Genomic DNA, 16,734 nt, shown 5'->3' on the forward strand with positions numbered 1-16,734 from the left:
AGTTAACTATCCATCGACTTAATAAAAATTTAGCATTTCTATCTATTCATTTGATATGACTCTTGAAATTGTTAATGATCTTTGTTTTGATAGATCAATGATTTCTCCATTTTTTAATAATTTTATTAAAGGGCGTGTTGGATTATATTGGTTGATAAACATTACTTCTGCTTTCTCTAAATTTGACAATTCTACTTTTGTTCCGATTGGTAAATCAGCTACTAGATTCGTCATTGCATTAACCACTTGAATATCAAATTTACCAAATTCCTCTTCTTTAATCATTTCAATTACTTTAAAAGGAGACTCTTTTGAACGATACAAACGTTCACTAGTCATTGCATGGAATGTGTCAGCAACTGCAATAATTTGTGCTAATTGAGATACTTTTTCATGCTTAACTCCTAATGGATATCCACTTCCATCTAAACGTTCATGATGTTGGAATATTGCAATTTTCATCTCAGCCTTCAATGCTGGTAATTCTTTTACCATGTTATAGCTGTAAATTGGATGTTTCCGAATCTCATTAAATTCAGCTTCAGTTAATGCCGCTTTTTTATTTCGAATGCTTTTTGGAATTTTTGACATCCCACAATCTGCTAATGTCCCTGCTATCGCCATCTGCAATGTATTTCCTTTGTCAAATCCTAATTTGTTAGCAATTGAAGCTGCTATTAATCCTGTAGCGATACAATGGTGGTATAGATATTCATTCGGGTTAGAATAGCTGTTTAAATCAAAAATATATGACCGATCTTGCAAAACTTGTTCTACTAAAGGAAAAATCGTTCCTCTTACTTTTGTCATATCAATTTTTGCTCCAGCTTCCCAATTGCTAAAGTCTTTTTTAAATTGCTCCAATGTTTCTAAATACTTTTTTTCAAAGGGATTAATTTGTTTTACTTGCTCCGTAATGACGATAACTTCTTCGACCTCTCCTGTTTTACTTGGAACAGACTTTTTCACGCTATTAATGAGAATAGGCACTTCATGGATATTAAAAGCTTTAAAGACATGTAAATGCTTATGGGAAATAGGTGAATTTTTAGTTATAATTGGAAATCTAGTATTAGCATAGATGTCTTTTGCGATAATTGCACCTAACTCCAAGTTATTTACATTCACCATTGTAAATTTCACACTGAAAACCCCTTTTTGTTTTTTTCAAAAAGAATTCTCTATGTAAAATTATACAATAATTTAGTCAATATTTTAGTACTTTTCTAAAAAGAAAAAACAGAAACATTACTTTAAGCAATGTTTCTGTTTTTTGAAATTAAGATTATTCATCTAAATCTTTGTTTTCTACTTCATTTGAAGTTTCTTTTTCTTCATCTTTAACTTCGTTTTCTACTTCTGTAGTTGAATCATGATCATCAGAATTATCTTCTTTTTTCACTCTTGCTACCGTCGCAACGTGCTCATCTTCTGCTAATCGAATTAAGCGAACGCCTTGAGTATTTCGTCCAATGCAAGAAATATCATTTACATCCATGCGAATTAAAATACCATTATTCGTGATTAACATGATATCCTCTGTACCATCTACCGTTTTCACCGCACACATTGGACCGTTTTTCTCGGTGATATGAATCGTTTTTATTCCAACTCCACCGCGATTTTGTAAACGGTATTCTGACTCAGAAGTTCGTTTTCCATAACCTTTCTCTGTCACGACTAAAATATCTTGACCAGGTTCTACAATTTCCATACCAACTACCCAGTCACCGTCGCGAAGTTTTATACCGCGCACACCAGCTGCTGTGCGGCCCATTTCACGAATATCCTGTTCCTCAAAGCGAATTAACATGCCATTTCTTGTACCGATAACGACATGTTTAGAACCATCTGTTAATCGAACAGAAATCAATTCATCGTCTTCATGTAAATGAATAGCAATTAAGCCGTTATTTCGGATATTGGCAAATTGTGATAAAGATGTACGTTTCGCAATCCCCATTTTTGTTGTAAAGACGAAGAAGGCATTTTCGTCATACTCTTTTACTCGAATCATCGCTGTTACTTTCTCTTCTTTATCAAGGTTTAATAAGTTTACAATCGGTAAACCTTTTGCCGTGCGACCAAATTCAGGGATTTCATAACCTTTTGCTCTGTATACTTTTCCTTTAGAAGTAAAGAATAAAATGACGTCGTGAGTAGATGTAAACAATAAATGTTCAACGAAATCATCTTCATGAGTATTCATTCCTTGAACTCCACGGCCACCACGTTTTTGACTGCGATACGTGCTGGATGCAAGTCTTTTTATATAACCTCTATGAGTTAGTGTAACAACAGAATCTTCCCTTGGGATTAAATCTTCATCTTCAATCATCTCAGGGCCACCAGGAGCTATTTCAGTCCGGCGTTCATCATTATATTTTTCTTTTATTTCTAGCAATTCTCTTTTAATAATATCTACTATCTTTGCCTCATCCGCTAAAATCGCTCTTAACTCGCCAATTAATTTTTGTAATTCTTGGTATTCATTTTCAATTTTTTCTCTTTCAAGTCCGCTTAAGCGAACAAGACGCATATCTAGTATCGCTTGTGCTTGTTTGTCGGTTAAGTTGAAACGTTCCATTAATATTGGTTTTGCTTCTTCACCAGTGCGGGAAGAACGAATGATATTGATGATTTCATCGATATGATCTAGAGCAATGCGCAAACCTTCTAAAATATGAGCTCGATCTTCCGCTTTTCGAAGTTCAAATTGTGTGCGGCGTGTAATAACTTCTTTTTGATGTTGTAAATATTGATAAAGTACTTCTTTTAAGCTTAATACTTTCGGTTGTCCATTTACTAGCGCAAGCATATTCACGCTAAAATTCATTTGCATTGCTGTCTGTTTATATAAATTATTTAGCACAACATTTGCATTAGCGTCTTTTCTGACTTCAATGACAATCCGCATTCCACGGCGGTCAGATTCATCACGAAGATTCGAAATTCCTTCAATTTTTTTGTCTCGAACCAGCTCAGCAATTTTTTCAATTAATTTCGCTTTGTTCACTTGGTAAGGGATTTCTGTGACGATGATTGTTTCTTTACCAGTTGAGCTCGTTTCAATTTCGACTTTTGCACGGACAACAATTGTACCGCGACCTGTTTCATAAGCTCTACGAATTCCACTTCGTCCCAAAATAATACCACCTGTTGGGAAATCAGGTCCCGGAATAATTTCCATCAATTCTTCTGTCGTAATTTCGGGATTTTCAGCTACAGCAACAACAGCATCGATTGTTTCTCCTAATTGATGAGGCGGTATATTCGTAGCCATTCCAACTGCAATTCCCGATGCACCATTTACAAGTAAATTTGGGAAACGAGACGGTAATACTTTAGGTTCCTTTTCTGTTCCATCATAGTTTGGATCGTAATCAATCGTATCTTTATTGATATCCCGCAACATCTCCATAGCAATTTTAGACATGCGAGATTCTGTATAACGCATTGCAGCTGCGCCGTCTCCATCAACGGAACCAAAGTTACCGTGACCATCAACTAATACGTAACGATAACTAAAATCTTGAGCCATACGCACCATTGCATCATAGATGGAAGAGTCACCGTGTGGGTGGTATTTCCCCATGACGTCACCAACGATACGAGCGCTCTTTTTATACGGTTTATCTGAATGATTCCCCAGTTCATGCATGCCATATAAAATACGGCGTTGAACTGGTTTTAAACCATCTCGTACGTCTGGTAACGCGCGAGAAACAATTACGCTCATTGCATAACTTAAAAAAGATGATTGAACTTCTTCACTAATCTTTACTTGTTTGATTTCAGAATGTATATTCTCAGCCAAAGATAATAACCTCCCTTCATAAAAATTAAATGTCTAAGTTTTCAACATAGACGGCATTTTCTTCAATAAATTGTCTACGAGGCTCAACCTCATCGCCCATTAACTGTCTAAAAATTTGGTCTGCTTTAATAGCATCATCCAATTGAATTTGAAGCAACGTACGTCTTTCAGGATCCATCGTAGTTTCCCATAACTGATCTGCATTCATTTCTCCTAAACCCTTATATCGTTGAATTGTAGGTTTTGGATTGTCTGGAAGGCGATTTAATATTTCTTGAAGTTCTTCATCTGAATAACAATATTCAACATGTTTTCCTTGTTTCACTTGATATAGAGGTGGTTGAGCAGCATATACATATCCTGCTTCAATAAGCGGACGCATGAAGCGGAAGAAGAACGTTAGCAATAAAATACGAATATGCGCTCCATCGACATCGGCATCGGTCATGATAATGATTTTATGATATCGTGCTTTTTCTAAATCAAACTCATCACCAATACCCGTACCAAATGCAGTAATCATCGCACGAATTTCTGCATTGGATAAAATGCGGTTTAAATTGGCTTTTTCAACGTTTAAAATTTTTCCGCGCAAAGGAAGAATCGCTTGGAAATATCGATCTCGGCCAGATTTCGCAGATCCGCCTGCTGAATCCCCCTCGACGATGAAAATTTCTGATTCTGCTGGGTTTGTTGAAGTACAGTCTGCAAGTTTACCCGGTAAGTTTGAAATTTCCAACGCTGATTTTCTTCTCGTGAATTCACGTGCCTTTTTGGCTGCAATTCGAGCTCGAGCAGCCATAATTCCCTTTTCAACAATTTTTCTAGCTACCGATGGATTTTCTAATAAGTAACGTTCAAAAGTTTCCGAGAAGATTTGATTTGTAATTGTGCTTACTTCAGAATTTCCTAATTTTGTTTTTGTCTGACCCTCAAATTGAGGATTAGGGTGTTTAACAGATATAATCGCAGTTAATCCTTCTCGGACATCTTCTCCTGTTAAGTTTGCATCATTATCTTTTAACAAGCCGTTTTTTCGTGCATATTCATTTATGACACGAGTCAAGGCTGTTTTAAATCCTGATTCGTGGGTACCACCTTCATATGTGTTGATATTATTAGCAAATGAATATATATCAGTTGAATATCCCGAATTATATTGCAGTGCAATTTCTAATGAAATTCCATCTTTTTCACCCGCAATATCAATCGTTTCATGAATCGGTTCCTTGGATTCATTTAAATGTTCAACATATTCTCTAATTCCGCCTTCATAATGATAAAAATCAGAACGGACCTCATCTCCACGCTCATCCGTTAAAGTAAGGATGATGCCTCGATTTAGATACGCCAATTCACGAATGCGGGTTGCTAGCGTTTCATAATCATACACAGTAGTTTCTCGGAAAATTTCTGGATCCGCTTTAAAGCGAGTAGTTGTTCCAGTTTCGTCAGTATCCCCAATAATTTTTAACGGCTCTACAGTTTTTCCACGGGAAAACTTAATGTAATAAATATGACCATCACGTTTCACATAAACTTCTGTTTCTAAAGACAACGCGTTTACAACAGAAGCTCCAACACCATGTAAACCACCTGAAACTTTATATCCTCCGCTACCAAACTTTCCGCCGGCATGGAGCACAGTCATAATGACTTCAACTGCAGGTATACCCATTTTTTCATGTGTGCTTACTGGTATTCCGCGACCATTATCTTCTACTCGAATCCAATTATCTTTTTCAATCGTTACATGAATTTTATTACAATAGCCAGCTAACGCTTCATCAATACTATTGTCTACAATTTCCCATACTAAATGGTGCAAACCTTTTGAAGTTGTTGTTCCAATATACATTCCTGGACGTTTGCGGACAGCTTCTAATCCTTCTAAAACTTGTATTTGGTCAGCATCATAGTTTCCCTGAACTTTACTTTCCTCTAAAGCCACCACGTTCACCTACTCTTTCATACCCTTGTATGCATTATTTGAAATTCTTATTTTAAAATGCGAAAAAATAAACGCTAATCAAATCTCCACTTTCCCTTGTTTCACGTGAAACAATTTCGCATGTTGTATCGTCTCGTGGTGAATTCCATCAACACTCGTAGTTGTTACAAATGTCTGTACCTCTTCTTGAATCGTATTCAGCAAATGCGATTGACGGAAATCATCCAATTCAGACAACACATCATCTAATAGAAGAATAGGGGCTTCTCCCGTTTCTTGTTTTATTAATTCAATTTCTGCTAACTTCAATGAAAGGGCTGTTGTCCTTTGTTGTCCTTGCGAACCATATGTTTGAACATCGTAATCGTTTACGAAAAATTGCAAGTCATCACGATGAGGTCCAATTAAAGTAAGGCCCCTTTCCATTTCTTTCTCTTTCACTTGAGTAAATTTTTCTGCTAAGTATGTAGCCATTTCATTAGCAGTCCAATCTTTTTCAATCCCTTTTGTTGTGAGATATTTAATCTTTAACTTTTCAATTCCTTGGGATATGCCGGAATGGATTTTTTCTGCCCATTCTTGTAATAAATCAACAAATTCAAATCGTTTACGAATAATTTGTACTGCGGATTGAATATATTGTTCAGTGTAAATGTCAAACAGTACTTCATCGATTTTCGGTTTCCCCTGATAATTTTTCAACAACTGATTTCGTTGTTTTAAAAGCTTTTGAAAATTCAATAATTCATGTAAATAAACGGGAGAGATTTGCCCAATTTCCATATCAATAAAACGTCTGCGCACTTGAGGATTTCCTTTCACTATGTTTAAGTCCTCTGGCGCAAACATCACAACGTTAATTTGCCCTATATAATTACTCAGTTTCAATTGTTCAATATGGTTAACTTTCCCTTTTTTACCTTTCTTAGTAACTAACAATTCTAAGGGGATTTTACCGTATCGGTTTTTGATTTCACCTTTTATTTTACCATAGTCTGTTTCCCAACGTATTAATTCTTTATCATTACTCGTTCTATGGGACTTAGCCATCGCTAAAACATAAATAGATTCTAATATATTTGTTTTTCCTTGAGCATTTTCTCCAATCAAGACATTAATTTGTGGAGAAAATTCTAAGTTGAGAGATTCATAATTACGGTAATTGGTAAGTTGTAAACGCTCAATAATCATTCCTTTTCTCCGTTCTTGTTTACAATTACATATCTTCCAATACCAGGTATATTAACAACGTCACCATTCCTTAATTTTTTGCCTCGGCGTTTCTCTATTTCGCCGTTCACATAAACATCCGTTTCTTCTAGAAACCATTTTGCCATACCACCAGAACTAATAGCATTCGTAACTTTCAGTACTTGTCCTAGGGTGATGAATTCAGTATCAATTACTATTTCATTCAAACAAATTCAGCCTCCGTTTAGCGAACATCTATCATTTAATCTTACCTTAATTATCGCTAATAAGCTAGAAAAGCAATAGAAGCCTAACATAATTTTTGACGAAAAACATATAATTCAAACCCTTTTTAGCATTTTCTAGCGTCTTTATAATTTGATTAAAAAACGAATGTTATTAAAAATTCAACACGAAATTATTCACATTTTTTATCATAAAAAACAATCATGAATTTTCATTCACAACCCTGGCATGAAAATGGATATTTCTTTCCCATAATGTAGATAACACAAACAGTTAACAATACGTAGGCTTTTATGGTGGATGATACCCTGAATAAAAAACTGTTTGAGTGGATTTGGTGAACAACCCATTGTTAGCTCATTCATTTGGAATGATGACTACGTACAGAAAAATGCTTATATTTCAAATTCACTCGCTGTTTGTGAATCTACTTTATGGGAGGGATTATATTGGATGTACTGATGACACGTTGTGCAGGATTAGATGTACATGCTGAAACAATTGTTGCTTGTGTCATGATTGGCGAACAGGACGATGAATTATTCATTGAAACAGAAACTTTCCCCACTTTAACAAAGGATCTCTTTCGTTTACTAAAGTGGTTGGAAAACCATGGCATTACGCACATTGCGATGGAGAGTACTGGAGTTTATTGGAAACCTGTTTATAACATTTTGGAGGATTACTTTGATATTACATTAGCGAATGCTCAAAGAATCAAGAATGTCCCTGGAAGAAAAACAGATGTTTCGGATGCAGAGTGGATTGCGAAGTTATTGCGTTATGGACTGATTGAAAAAAGTTTTGTTCCACCAGAAGATATACGAAACCTTCGTGATTTAACTCGGCTTCGTAAAAAATGGATCGGCCATTTGACTTCAGAAAAAAATAGGATTCTGAAAGTATTAGAATGCTCAAATGTTAAACTAAATTCAGTTATTTCAGATGTGTTTGGTGTTTCTGGAAGAAAACTTCTATCCAAATTAATTCAAAATGGATATGTTGATTCCATTGATGTAGAAAATAGTATTCACGGAAGAATGAAGCACAAAAAACAAATGATTACAGACTCTTTATTCGGTACTTTAAACGATCATCAAATCTTTCTAATCAAACAATCTTGGCAACACATCGTTTATTTAGAATCATTAATCAGCCAAATCGAGGAAAGAATAGATGAAATTCTGAAGAATTATAAAGAAGAAGTGGAGTTATTACTAACGATTCCGGGTATTAAAAAGGATTCCGCAGCAATTATTATTGCAGAGATTGGGGTGAACATGGAACAATTTCCTACCTCTCAACACTTAGCGTCTTGGGCCGGAGTTGCTCCAGGAAATCATGAAAGTGCAGGAAAACGAAAGTCAACTAAAACGACTAAAGGGAATCCTCATATCAAAACTGTACTGTGCGAAGTAGCATGGGCAATCTCTAGAAGTAGGAATCGTTGGTTAGCTGCTAAATATTGGTCGATTGCTGCAAGAAGAGGAAAGAAAAAAGCACTCGTTGCCATATCGCATCGAATGCTTCGAATCATTTACTCCATGCTAATTAATAAGGAGCCTTATAAAGAACCTTTAATTAATTAGTATAACCAAAGAAGAATAAGTTTAAACAAAGTTACCTTCCATTAGGTAGCTCTGCTTTCTTATTGTCTTTTTTAGGTTATTTATATATTACCCTCAATAGATTGAAGCTATTCATGGGCTAAGTGGAATTAAATTATTTTCACAGAAAAAAATAAAAAACATATCATTTTCTCAAGAATCTATAAACCTAGTGCCCCCTTTTCTAAATTAGTTAGTCCAGTTTTTATAATGGAATCCATCTTTTTAAGCAAAAAAGTGTAGACAAGCCTACATTTCGACTTAATCTACACTTTTTCAATCTATTTAGTATGTTCTTACAGGTAAAATCAATTGAAGGATGGAATCATCATGCACTGATCGTAAGATAAATGGACGCATTGCACCAGTAAATTGAATAATTACATCTTGTCCATCGATTGCTTTTAACGCTTCCATCATGTATTTTGCACTGAAGGAAATAACCAATTCCTCTCCTTCAATCGATTCAACTGGAATTTGTTCCTCTACTTTTCCGATTTCTGGGGAATTGGACGATATTTTCACAGCGTCATCTTCTAATGTTTCAAATCGTACAACATTATTTCGGTCTTCTCTAGCAACTAATGATGCACGATCAATTGCTTGTAAAAATGTTTTTCCATCCAGCTTAATGTTTGTTTTAAACTCATTTGGAATTAAGCGAGATGTATCCGGATAGTTCCCTTCTAGCAAACGTGAGAAAAATAAAACATGATCTGTTTTGAATAAAATTTGTTGATTGGACATCGTTATTTCAACAGGATTGCTTGTTTCACCCAAAATTTTATTTAGTTCGTTCAGGCTTTTTCCAGGAATAACAATGGATTCAATGCCATTTGGTAGATTTTCTAATTTTACTTTTCTTCTTGCTAATCGGTGGCTATCAGTTGCAACGCAAATTAGTTCATCATTTTCTATATTCCAGTTAACCCCTGTTAGTACAGGTCTGCTTTCACTAGCAGCAACAGCAAACACCGTTTCGCGAATAACCGATTTTAATAAATCAGCAGGGATTTCAAATCGATTTTCAGTAGAGATTTCTGGCAATAACGGATATTCAGATGCGTCTGAACCGATTAAATGGAATTCTGTTTTACCAGAACGAATATGAGTTTGTAATTCATTTTTCACTTCAATTTCAACATCATTTGTAGGCAGTTTTCTTACAATTTCATTAAACATTCGAGCTTGTAAAACGATGGACCCTGTTTCAACAATATTAATAATTTGATTGCCATCTTCTTCAGCGGGAATGAACGTTTGAATTGTTATATCCGCATCAGATCCTGTAAGTAATACTCCATTATCTGTTACGTCAATTTTGATCCCTGTTAAGATTGGGATTGTTGTTTTCGAACTAATCGCTTTTGTTACATCATTTAGTCCATCCAACAACCGATCTCTCATTATTTCAAATTTCATCGTCATACCTCACTTATTAAATTATTATTTTTTTTAATAATTAATAGAAATAGTATTAGAGGTTGTGGATTTGTGGATAAGTATAGTTTTATCTATAAAAAACAACATATCCACATGTTGATACTTTGTGTATATCCCTGTTAAAGAAAAAGTAAGTTATCCACAATCTTATTTTCCAAGCAAGCTTCGAATTTGTTTCATTTCTTCCTGTAATTGTTGGTCTTCCTTCAACATTTTTTCAATCTTTTCATGGGCATGAATTACCGTTGTATGGTCTCTCCCACCAAATTCTTCCCCGATTTTTGGCAAAGAAAAATCCGTAAGTTCTCTCGATAAATACATCGCTACTTGCCGAGGAAAGGCTATAGATTTTGTTCGCTTTTTTGAACTGAAGTCTTCCAATCGAATGTTGTAATGTTCTCCTACTACTTTTTGAATATCTTGGATTGTCACGGATTTCGGTTTCGAATTAGGCATAATATCTTTTAAAGCTTCTTGTGCTAGTTCTACAGTAATGTCTTGATTCACTAATGATGAATACGCGACAACGCGAATTAGCGCTCCCTCTAATTCACGAATGTTTGTGTCAATTTGATTAGCAATATAGTGCATTACTTCATTAGGTATATCTAGTCCATCAGCTTTTGCTTTTTTACGTAAAATAGCGATTCGCGTTTCTAAATCAGGTGGGGTAATATCTGTAATTAACCCCCATTCAAATCGAGATCGTAATCGATCTTCTAATGTTGGAATTTCTTTTGGCGGACGGTCACTTGAAATAACAATTTGCTTTGATTCAGTGTGTAAAGTATTAAAAGTGTGGAAAAATTCTTCTTGCGTTGATTCTTTTCCAGCTAAAAATTGAATATCATCAATTAACAAAACGTCCACGTTACGATATTTATTTCTGAATTCTTCCGCCTTATTATCTCGGATAGAATTAATAAATTCATTCGTGAATTTTTCAGAAGACAAGTAAACTACTTTTGCATTTGGATTATGTTCAAGTACGTAGTGTCCAATTGCATGCATTAAATGGGTTTTCCCTAATCCTACTCCCCCATAAATAAAGAAAGGGTTATAAGCTTTTGCCGGTGCTTCCGCAACTGCGAGGGAAGCAGCATGAGCAAAACGGTTTCCCGAGCCAATAACAAACGTATCAAAAGTGTATTTTGGATTAAGCATGCTATGAGGGCCTTCAGAAGGCTCAGCTGTTTTTGTTTGAATAACCGGCGCCGGAATATCAAAATCTTCGTTGTCCTGGTCCTTTTGTACAACAAATTTAATATACAAATCTTCTCCAGTTAATTCAGATAAGATTCCTGCAATTAGATGTACATAGTGGTTTTCCAGCCATTCTCGCGCAAACGAGTTTGGCGCAGCAATGGTTACGTTTGTTCCTTTGTATGAGAGCAATTTTGTAGACTTTAACCACGTCTCAAAGCTTGGTTTTGAAATTTGTTGTTCTACTCGGGCCAGGACTTTGTTCCATAACTCATCTAAATGTTCCAAGCCTGTGACTCCTTTACTTCATATTTTAATTTGAATAATTCCATTCAAAAACAATTCTCCAATTTTATTAAAACACAAAATCACAACCTGTGGATAACTTTTTTCCATAGGTTGTGGTTTATTTTATCCACAAGTTATTAACAACTGTGGATAAAATATTTCCCGAAATTGTTTTCCACAAATTAAAGCACAATTATCCTATCAAAAAAACATCGTTGTTTCAATAGCTTGATAAACTTATCCACAATGTTCATTTTCATTCACAATATGTTTTTCCACAGGGGTTGGGTTTGTGAAAAAGATGTCGATAACAGTTGTGGATAAAAAAATTAAAAAAAATATTATCCACAATATTTGTGAATATCTACAATTTCACTGTGGATATTTTTAAAAAAATTTTGAATAATAAGAGCAGCATTCCTAAACTTGTAATCAAAGAGTCATTTGACAATAAGAAGGGTCTTTTTATATAATATTCAGGTCTATATGTATGATTAGATACTGAATAATCACTTTGGAGGTGTAAATATAGATGAAACGCACATATCAACCATCAAAAAGAAAACACAGCAAAGTACACGGATTCCGCAAACGTATGAGCACAAAAAATGGACGTAAAGTATTAGCTGCACGTCGTCGTAAAGGAAGAAAAGTGTTATCAGCATAAGTCCACTGAATTTTCAGTGGTCTTTTTTTTCTCGTTGCAATTTAAGGAAAAAGCGGGTGATTGATCGAGTGAGGAAGAGCCAAAGAATTAAGAAAAATAAAGAATTTCAACAGGTGTTTAATGAAGGAAAATCTTACGCTAATCGCCAGTTTGTCGTTTATTGTTTGCCTAAAGAGGGACAAAAGGAATTTCGAATTGGGCTATCCATAGGGAAAAAAATAGGAAATGCTGTGATTAGGAATCAAGTGAAACGTTATATCCGACAAGTTTTTTTTGAAATAAAAGAAGAGCTTAGACAAGATATGGATTATGTTATTATCGCCAGAGTATCGGCGGCCAACTTAAATTATCATGAAACGAAAAAAAGTATAGAGCATGTGCTGAAAATTGCAAAAGTTTTTAAACGAAAAAAGAACACTTGATTGTTTGAATGTAAGCGTCATCAATTTAAAAAAATAAAAGTAAATTGAAATTAAACTCGAGGTAGAGTATCTATATCAAAACATGGTAAAATAGCTAAAAAATGAATTCGAAGAACTGTAGAACTTTAGGAGGAGCAGAGTTGAAAAAAAAATTTTGGATTATACTGACCTTAGCTTCAGCAGTTATTCTTCTTAGCGGATGTACTGAATATAATCAACCGATTTCTGCTGAAAGTGAAGGGTTTTGGAATCAATTTATTGTTTGGCCAATCGTTTCCATTACAAAATTCTTTGCTGATTTATTAGGATCGTATGGATTAGGCATAATCGCGGTAACAATTATCATAAGATTGGCAATACTTCCACTAACAATTAAACAAGTACAAAGCTCAAAGAAAATGCAAGAAATACAGCCAAAAATAAAGGAACTTCAACAAAAATATAGTTCTAAAGATGCAGTAACACAACAAAAATATCAACAAGAATTAATGGCTTTAATGCAATCTACTGGTGTTAACCCGATGATGGGATGTTTACCTGCTTTAATTCAAATGCCAATTATCATTGGACTATATCATGCGATTAGCCGCATGAATGTTACGCCAGAATTTGAGCTTGGAACATTTCTAATCTTCCCATTGGCGGAACCTAGTATAATTCTTGCAATTGCAGCTGGTTTAATTCAATATATTGTATTAATGACAGGCCCAGCGATGGACAACCCTCAAATGAAAATGATGATGTATATTATGCCTCTTATGATCATAGGATTTGGGATGGTTTTACCGGCAGCCTTATCATTATATTGGGTAGTCGGAAATATTATTTCGGTAATCCAAAATCTATTTATATATAAGAAACCTTGGCAAAAGAATGAAACTGAAAAACCTGCGACAACTGGAGGAGCGAAAAAGTGAAGCAAATTACGCAAACAGGCGCAACGAAGGAAGAAGCAATTGCTTTAGCGTTACAAAAGCTTGGCGTATCACGCAAACAAGTGGAAATTGAAGTTCTGCAAGAAGCAAAAAAAGGTTTTTTAGGATTTGGTGCTCGCCCTGCGGAAGTTCGAGTAACGATTATTGAAGAAGTAACAGAAGAAAAGGAAAAAGGGCAAGAAAAGTTAGCAGAAGATGGGACACCTGAAGAGGTAAAGGCAAGTATAGAACCACAATCAGAACAATCAAACGATGAAGAAGTTCAAGAAGAAGAACAACCAGATCCAATTGAAAGTGCTGTACAATACTTAACAAACATTGCAAAAGCGATGGATATTCATGACTTAAAAATTGAAACGGAAAAAGAAGGAAAAACGATTCTTTTCAAATTAGAGAGCGAAAAAGCAGCATTGATTATTGGAAAACGTGGTGCAAATTTAAATGCGTTGCAACAATTAACTCAACTAGTTGTAAATAAAACTGCAAAATCGTATGTCACAGTTAGGCTGGATGTTGAAAATTATCGTGAGCGTCGCCAACTAGCGTTGGAACAATTGGCAGAGAGAATGGCAGATAAAGCGATACGGACAGGAAAAAAAGTTGCATTGGAACCAATGCCATCATATGAAAGAAAAATTATTCATAATGCATTAGCAAATCGATTGGATGTTGAAACATATTCAGAAGGTGTAGAACCTAATCGTCATTTAGTAATTGAACCGGTTAAGTAAAATGAAAAACGATCTATCGAAAAGATAGATCGTTTTTTTAGTGCGCCTGGCATGGGTGTAATCTATAGGGTGTAAGTCCCGAACTGTGAAGGCAGAAGTAACAGTTAGCTTAACGCAAGGGTGTCCGTGGTGACGCGGAATCTGAAGGAAGCGAGCGGCAAACTTCCGGTCTGAGGAACACGAACTTCATATAAGGCTAGGTATCATTGGATGAGTTTGCTAAACAAAACAAAGTCCTTTCTGCCAAAGGTGGTACAGAGTAAATGAAGCAGATAGATGGAAGGAAAGATTACATTCTTACCCGGGGAGGTCTGGCGGATATGTGAAGTACGCTTCATAACCTACTTAGTGATAAGTAGCTGAACCGTCAGAAGTCAGCAGAGGTCATAGTATTAGTTGGTTTAGAACTACTAAGAAGGACCGAACAATTAAGAGAGAATAGCCCTTGGCATTCAGTGAGTCATGATGAACACAGAAAACGTAGTACCTCACTTGAGGAAGGAAGCGGTGAATCCCGTGGGAGACCTCTTGGAGGGTGGAGTGACCACTGGCATAAAGAGAACAGCTATTCACGGAAGTTATAAAGACTTGCGTCAATCATCTTAATTGAACCGCCGTATACGGAACCGTACGTACGGTGGTGTGAGAGGACGGGAGTTAATCGCTCCCTCCTACTCGATTTAGCATTCTGAGATGAATTCAGAAATATCCACATGTGGAAAAGTTCCTATACTTTCGATTTGTAATAATTTGTGTTAATCTATTTTGTTAGTGAGAAAGTTCGGTAAGTTATCCACATGTGGATAATAAAAGGAGTGAAATGAATGGAAACAGATACAATTGCTGCGATATCCACACCGATGGGAGAAGGAGCAATCGCCATCGTTCGTTTAAGTGGAGATCATGCAATACAAGTAGCGGATAAAATATTTAAATCACCAAATAATAAAAAATTACAAGACCAACCAACTCATACAATTCATTACGGCCATTTAATTGATCCTAAAACCGAAAAGATAGTGGAAGAGGTAATGGTGTCGGTGATGAAGGCACCAAAAACATTTACTCGTGAGGATGTAGTGGAAATCAACTGTCACGGGGGACTAGTATCTGTAAATCGAGTATTAAATCTTGTTTTAAGAAATGGTGCACGGCTTGCAGAACCAGGTGAATTTACAAAACGTGCTTTCTTAAATGGGCGAATTGATTTATCTCAAGCGGAAGCGGTAATGGATTTAATTCGGGCGAAAACGGATCGAGCTATGAATGTTGCCCTAAATCAAATGGACGGGAAATTGTCTAAGTTAATTAAAGACTTGCGTCAAGCTTTAATTGAAACTTTAGCTCATGTGGAAGTAAATATTGATTATCCAGAATATGATGACGTTGAAGAAATGACGGTTCCAGTCTTATTAGAAAAATGTACTTGGGTTCGTGAGGAAATAAAAAAATTGCTTCAAACATCGAGCCAAGGGAAAATTTTGCGTGAAGGTTTATCAACAGTGATATTAGGAAGACCAAATGTCGGGAAATCATCGTTATTAAATAGTTTAGTGCAAGAAAATAAAGCAATTGTTACAGACATAGCAGGTACAACACGTGATATTATAGAAGAGTATGTAAACATTCGGGGTGTTCCTTTACGTTTAGTGGACACAGCAGGTATTCGGGAAACGGAAGATATCGTTGAACGGATAGGGGTAGAAAGATCTCGCCAAGTATTAAAAGAGGCTGATTTAATATTGCTCGTGTTAAATGCAGCAGAACCATTATCAGAAGAAGATGTAAGATTATTTGAAACGATACAAAACATGAATTTTATTGTAGTTGTCAATAAAACGGATTTACCGCAGCAAATCGATTTAGAAAAAGTGAAGTCTCTAGCAAATGGTAGACGGATTGTGACCACTTCTTTATTAAAAGAAGAAGGTGTTGATGCATTAGAAGAGGCAATTGCAGATTTATTCTTTGAGGGCCAAATTGAATCAGATGATTTAACATATGTTTCGAATGCCCGCCATATTTCCGTATTGCAACAAGCTTTAGAAGCGATTGAAGATGCGATTGAATCTGCAAAAGCTGGAGTGCCAGTAGATATTGTTCAGATCGATGTAACTAGAACATGGGAATTACTAGGCGAAATCATAGGTGATACGGTACACGAGAGTCTCATTGATCAGTTATTCTCACAATTCTGTTTAGGAAAATAAATGAAACTTACTATAGAAGGGAA

Annotated in this window: 14 protein-coding genes; 7 read left to right on the forward strand and 7 right to left on the reverse strand. The window is 35.5% G+C overall.

The window, feature by feature from the left end:
• Positions 1-42: 42 nt before the first annotated feature.
• The 5 genes from NSQ18_RS07010 to yaaA all read right to left on the reverse strand — a co-directional run bounded on the left by NSQ18_RS07010 (position 43) and on the right by yaaA (position 7,186).
• Positions 43-1,143 (reverse strand): HD-GYP domain-containing protein, encoded by a 1,101-nt coding sequence (locus NSQ18_RS07010; RefSeq protein WP_339289533.1) that lies wholly within the window; start codon positions 1,141-1,143, stop codon positions 43-45.
• A gap of 142 nt (positions 1,144-1,285) precedes the next feature.
• Positions 1,286-3,817, reverse strand: coding sequence for a DNA gyrase subunit A (gene gyrA / locus NSQ18_RS07015; RefSeq protein WP_016839598.1), 2,532 nt, complete (start codon positions 3,815-3,817; stop codon positions 1,286-1,288).
• A 25-nt stretch (positions 3,818-3,842) separates the two neighbouring features.
• Positions 3,843-5,768, reverse strand: a complete 1,926-nt coding sequence (gene gyrB / locus NSQ18_RS07020) for a DNA topoisomerase (ATP-hydrolyzing) subunit B (protein ID WP_026019162.1) — start codon at positions 5,766-5,768, stop codon at positions 3,843-3,845.
• A gap of 78 nt (positions 5,769-5,846) precedes the next feature.
• Entirely contained in the window at positions 5,847-6,959 is a 1,113-nt protein-coding gene (gene recF / locus NSQ18_RS07025) for a DNA replication/repair protein RecF (RefSeq protein ID WP_016839596.1), read from the reverse strand.
• The gene (yaaA, locus tag NSQ18_RS07030) at positions 6,956-7,186 is read right to left on the reverse strand and encodes a S4 domain-containing protein YaaA (protein ID WP_016839595.1); all 231 of its coding nucleotides are present in this window, start codon (positions 7,184-7,186) and stop codon (positions 6,956-6,958) included. The genes recF and yaaA overlap by 4 nt, the downstream gene beginning before the upstream one ends.
• Before the next feature lie 468 nt (positions 7,187-7,654).
• Here yaaA and NSQ18_RS07035 point away from each other — a divergent pair, with 468 nt between their 5' ends.
• Positions 7,655-8,794 (forward strand): IS110 family transposase, encoded by a 1,140-nt coding sequence (locus NSQ18_RS07035; protein WP_096549889.1) that lies wholly within the window; start codon positions 7,655-7,657, stop codon positions 8,792-8,794.
• 303 nt (positions 8,795-9,097) lie between these two features.
• On the opposite strand, the gene dnaN is transcribed toward NSQ18_RS07035, so the two are convergent.
• Positions 9,098-10,234, reverse strand: coding sequence for a DNA polymerase III subunit beta (gene dnaN, locus NSQ18_RS07040; protein ID WP_016839594.1), 1,137 nt, complete (start codon positions 10,232-10,234; stop codon positions 9,098-9,100).
• A 168-nt stretch (positions 10,235-10,402) separates the two neighbouring features.
• On the reverse strand, positions 10,403-11,746 hold the full coding sequence (gene dnaA, locus NSQ18_RS07045; protein WP_016839593.1) for a chromosomal replication initiator protein DnaA: 1,344 nt from the start codon (positions 11,744-11,746) through the stop codon (positions 10,403-10,405).
• Positions 11,747-12,278: 532 nt separating this feature from the next.
• Here dnaA and rpmH point away from each other — a divergent pair.
• From rpmH to mnmE, 6 genes are all read left to right on the forward strand, one after another.
• Positions 12,279-12,413: a 50S ribosomal protein L34 gene (rpmH, locus tag NSQ18_RS07050; protein ID WP_016839592.1), complete on the forward strand. Its 135-nt coding sequence runs from the start codon at positions 12,279-12,281 to the stop codon at positions 12,411-12,413.
• A 68-nt stretch (positions 12,414-12,481) separates the two neighbouring features.
• Complete coding sequence (gene rnpA, locus NSQ18_RS07055) at positions 12,482-12,835, forward strand: ribonuclease P protein component (RefSeq protein WP_026019161.1); 354 nt, start codon at positions 12,482-12,484, stop codon at positions 12,833-12,835.
• Between the two features lie 140 nt (positions 12,836-12,975).
• Positions 12,976-13,752 (forward strand): membrane protein insertase YidC, encoded by a 777-nt coding sequence (yidC, locus tag NSQ18_RS07060; RefSeq protein ID WP_016839590.1) that lies wholly within the window; start codon positions 12,976-12,978, stop codon positions 13,750-13,752.
• The gene (jag, locus tag NSQ18_RS07065; protein ID WP_168412426.1) at positions 13,749-14,501 is read left to right on the forward strand and encodes an RNA-binding cell elongation regulator Jag/EloR; all 753 of its coding nucleotides are present in this window, start codon (positions 13,749-13,751) and stop codon (positions 14,499-14,501) included. The genes yidC and jag overlap by 4 nt, the downstream gene beginning before the upstream one ends.
• A gap of 462 nt (positions 14,502-14,963) precedes the next feature.
• On the forward strand, positions 14,964-15,107 hold the full coding sequence (locus tag NSQ18_RS07070; protein WP_172597779.1) for a hypothetical protein: 144 nt from the start codon (positions 14,964-14,966) through the stop codon (positions 15,105-15,107).
• A gap of 218 nt (positions 15,108-15,325) precedes the next feature.
• The gene (gene mnmE / locus NSQ18_RS07075) at positions 15,326-16,711 is read left to right on the forward strand and encodes a tRNA uridine-5-carboxymethylaminomethyl(34) synthesis GTPase MnmE (RefSeq protein WP_339289536.1); all 1,386 of its coding nucleotides are present in this window, start codon (positions 15,326-15,328) and stop codon (positions 16,709-16,711) included.
• The last annotated feature ends 23 nt before the right edge of the window (positions 16,712-16,734 follow it).

The organism is Ureibacillus sp. FSL K6-0786 (assembly GCF_037965165.1).
GTDB classification, from domain to species: Bacteria; Bacillota; Bacilli; order Bacillales_A; family Planococcaceae; genus Ureibacillus; species Ureibacillus thermosphaericus.

What these genes read in the sequence shown, in the direction of transcription:
- recF (WP_016839596.1), bottom strand. Translation starts at nt 6,959, where the DNA reads ATGATTATTGAGCGTTTACAACTTACCAATTACCGTAATTATGAATCT.
- dnaN (WP_016839594.1), bottom strand. Translation starts at nt 10,234, where the DNA reads ATGAAATTTGAAATAATGAGAGATCGGTTGTTGGATGGACTAAATGAT.
- rpmH (WP_016839592.1), top strand. Translation starts at nt 12,279, where the DNA reads ATGAAACGCACATATCAACCATCAAAAAGAAAACACAGCAAAGTACAC.
- NSQ18_RS07070 (WP_172597779.1), top strand. Translation starts at nt 14,964, where the DNA reads ATGATGAACACAGAAAACGTAGTACCTCACTTGAGGAAGGAAGCGGTG.
- mnmE (WP_339289536.1), top strand. Translation starts at nt 15,326, where the DNA reads ATGGAAACAGATACAATTGCTGCGATATCCACACCGATGGGAGAAGGA.